Source organism: Streptomyces sp. NPDC104202, from assembly GCF_055584185.1.
Genome location: NZ_JBVJMN010000135.1, coordinates 1 through 2,778 on the forward strand (window position 1 = coordinate 1; position 2,778 = coordinate 2,778).

Sequence of the window (2,778 nt, forward strand, 5' to 3'; positions counted from 1 at the left end):
AGACGCTTCGGATACTCCCCCCCCCCCCCCCCCCACCCCCGCCCGCCCCCCCCCCCCCCCCCCGGCACCCGCTCTCCCGGTGGCCTCTGCCATCCCCCGTCGGGGGCCACCGGGCTTCTTCGCGTCGGCGGGGAAGCAGCACGTCGCCACCGGCGGGACACGGAACAGCCACGCCGTGCCCGGCTTCGCACGTGATCCGAGGTATCCGGCTCCGCTCCCCCGGAAGGGAACCATGATGGCCGCTGCGGGACCGTCCCGTCCGATCGTGCGCCTCGCTCCGCCACCGGACCTCCGTCCCGGCGAGGTGGCCGATCTGGTCGCCCGCCTGGAGGGGCTCTTCGGCCGGCTGCGGGCCCTGGATCTGACGGGCGTCGCACCGGCGCCGGTCTTCCGGGCGACGGCCGACTCCTCCGCCGGGACCTCGGGAGTCTTCGATGCAGCCCTGTGAACTCACCGTCGCGGGCGCGGCGGCGGCCCTGGCGGCCCGCACCCTGTCCCCCGTGGAACTCGTCGACTCCGTCCTGGACCGGTGCGACGCCGTCGAGGACCGGCTCCACGCCTACGTGACCGTCGTGGCGGAGCGTGCGCGACGGGCCGCGCGGCAGGCGGAGCGGGAGATCCGCGACGGCATCCACCGCGGACCGCTCCACGGCATCCCGTACGGCCTCAAGGACCTCATCGACGTCTCCGGGATACCCACCACGGCCAGTTCGCGCGCGTGGGAGGGGCGGATGCCCGCCGGGGACAGCACGGTGGCGGCCCGGCTCACGGACGCCGGCGCCATCCTCATCGGCAAGACGCACACCCACGAGTTCGCGTACGGACTGCTGACCACGCAGACGTCCAATCCGTGGCACGCGGATGCCGTCGCCGGAGGCTCCAGCGGCGGCTCGGCGGTGGCCGTGGCGGCCGGGACCGCGCTCTTCGCGCTGGGGACGGACACCGGAGGGTCGATCCGCATTCCGGCCGCGCTCAACGGGACGGTCGGCCTGAAGCCCACCTTCGGTCTGGTCTCCCGCCACGGGGTGGCGCCCTTGTCGTGGTCCCTGGACCACGTCGGCCCCCTCACCCGGACCGTGCGGGACGCCGCTCTGGTGCTGCGCGTCCTGGCCGGCCACGACCCGGCGGACCCCGCCAGCGTCTCCGCCCCCGAGGCCCCGGCCGCGTCGTGCCCGGCGGACCTGCGCGGGCTGCGCGTCGGCGTGCCCGGCACCTACTACTTCGACCGCGTCGATCCGGAGGTGGAGGCGGCCGTCCGCGCGACGATCAGCCGGCTGGGAGAGCTCGGCGCGACGGTGCTGCCCGTGGACCTGCCGCTCGTCGAGTACGTCGAGGCGACGCAGTGGGGCCTGATGGCTCCCGAGGCCTCGGCGGTCCACGAGGAGACCCTGCGGGCGACACCCCATCTCTACGGCCCGGACATCCGGTTGCTCCTGGAGGCGGGACACCACGTGTCCGCCCTGGACTACCTGCGCGCCCAGCGCACCCGGACCCTCATCAGCCGCGCGTGGGGGCGGGTCTTCGCCGACGTGGACGTGCTCATCGCCCCCACCTCTCCCATCACGGCGGCGCGGCGCGGACAGGAGACCGTACGGTGGCCGGACGGCGTCACCGAGACGGTCACCGACGCGTACGTCCGGCTCTCCTCTCCCGCCAACATCACCGGCTTCCCCGCCCTCTCGCTCCCGGTGGGCAGGGACTCCGCCGGTCTCCCCATCGGCGCGCAACTGATCGCCGCGCCGTTCGCGGAGTCCCTCCTCTTCCGGGTGGGAAGCGTCCTCGAGGAAACCCGGCCGGACACGGGACGACCGGCCGGGGCGACTCGGGCGGACATCATCCACAGCGCCTCAGACCGCTGAGGCAGATTCGGAGGCACCCCAGTGAACCCAGAGACCCTCCCGTTCCCCGGCGCCCCGTCCGAGGCGTTCTACCACGACCTCGGGGACGGCCGGTACGAGAGCACCCCGGCCACGGCGGGCCCGTGGAACCCCAAGTCGCAGCACGCCGGCCCGCCGTCGGCGCTGATCGGGTGCGCCTTCGAGCATCACGCCCCCCGGGCGGGCATGAGGATCGCCCGCGTCACCGTGGAGCTGCTGCGGCCGGTGCCGGTCGCGGACCTGCGGGTCGAGGTGCGGACGGTGCGGTCCGGCGGCAGCGTCGAGATCCTGGAGGGGGAGATCACCGCCGGCGGCGTCCCGGTGCTGCTGGCCCGTGCCTGGCGGCTCGTCGCCAGCCCCCGGGAGACCCCGGCGCTGCGGCCCGTCCCGCCCGCCCCCGCCCTGCCCGGGGCACAGCCGCCGCACACCATGGCCGGCGCCCATCTGGACGGCTACATCGCGGCGATGGAGTGGCGCTTCGAGGAGGGTGCGGGATTCGACACGCTCGGTCCCGGGACCGCCTGGGCCCGGCAGCGCGTCCCGTTGGTGGCCGGTTTCCCGGACTCGCCACTGACCCGGGCGCTCGTGGTGGCCGACAGCAGCTGGGCGGTCGGCTTCGAGCTCGACCACCACGGGAGCCTGGTCATCAACACCGATGTGACCCTCGCCCTGCACCGGGACCCCGTCGGGGAGTGGTTGTGCCTGCGCTCCCACACCGCGGCCAGCCCGGGCGGCTCAGCCCTCGCCCTCGGGCAGCTCGACGACGCGACGGGGAGCTGCGGGCAGGTCCTCCAGACGTTGCTGGTCACCGAGCGGGGGGGGGGGGGGGGGGGGGGGGGGGGGGGGAGGGGGGGGGAGGGGGGGGGGGGAGGGGGGGGGAGAGCAGGCAGGGAGGAGGAGG

Annotated in this window: 3 protein-coding genes; all 3 read left to right on the top strand. The window is 75.3% G+C overall.

Annotation, left to right across the window (positions count from 1 at the left end):
• Positions 1 to 265: 265 nt before the first annotated feature.
• A complete protein-coding gene (locus ACZ60W_RS37180; protein WP_469759827.1) occupies positions 266 to 448 on the top strand; it encodes a hypothetical protein in 183 nt (60 codons plus the stop codon).
• The gene (locus ACZ60W_RS37185; protein ID WP_469759828.1) at positions 435 to 1,859 is read left to right on the top strand and encodes an amidase; all 1,425 of its coding nucleotides are present in this window, start codon (positions 435 to 437) and stop codon (positions 1,857 to 1,859) included. The genes ACZ60W_RS37180 and ACZ60W_RS37185 overlap by 14 nt, the downstream gene beginning before the upstream one ends.
• Before the next feature lie 21 nt (positions 1,860 to 1,880).
• Positions 1,881 to 2,778: thioesterase family protein (locus ACZ60W_RS37190; RefSeq protein ID WP_469759829.1), on the top strand; the 898-nt coding region annotated here is incomplete at its 3' end.

What these genes read in the sequence shown, in the direction of transcription:
- ACZ60W_RS37185 (WP_469759828.1), top strand. Translation starts at nt 435, where the DNA reads ATGCAGCCCTGTGAACTCACCGTCGCGGGCGCGGCGGCGGCCCTGGCG.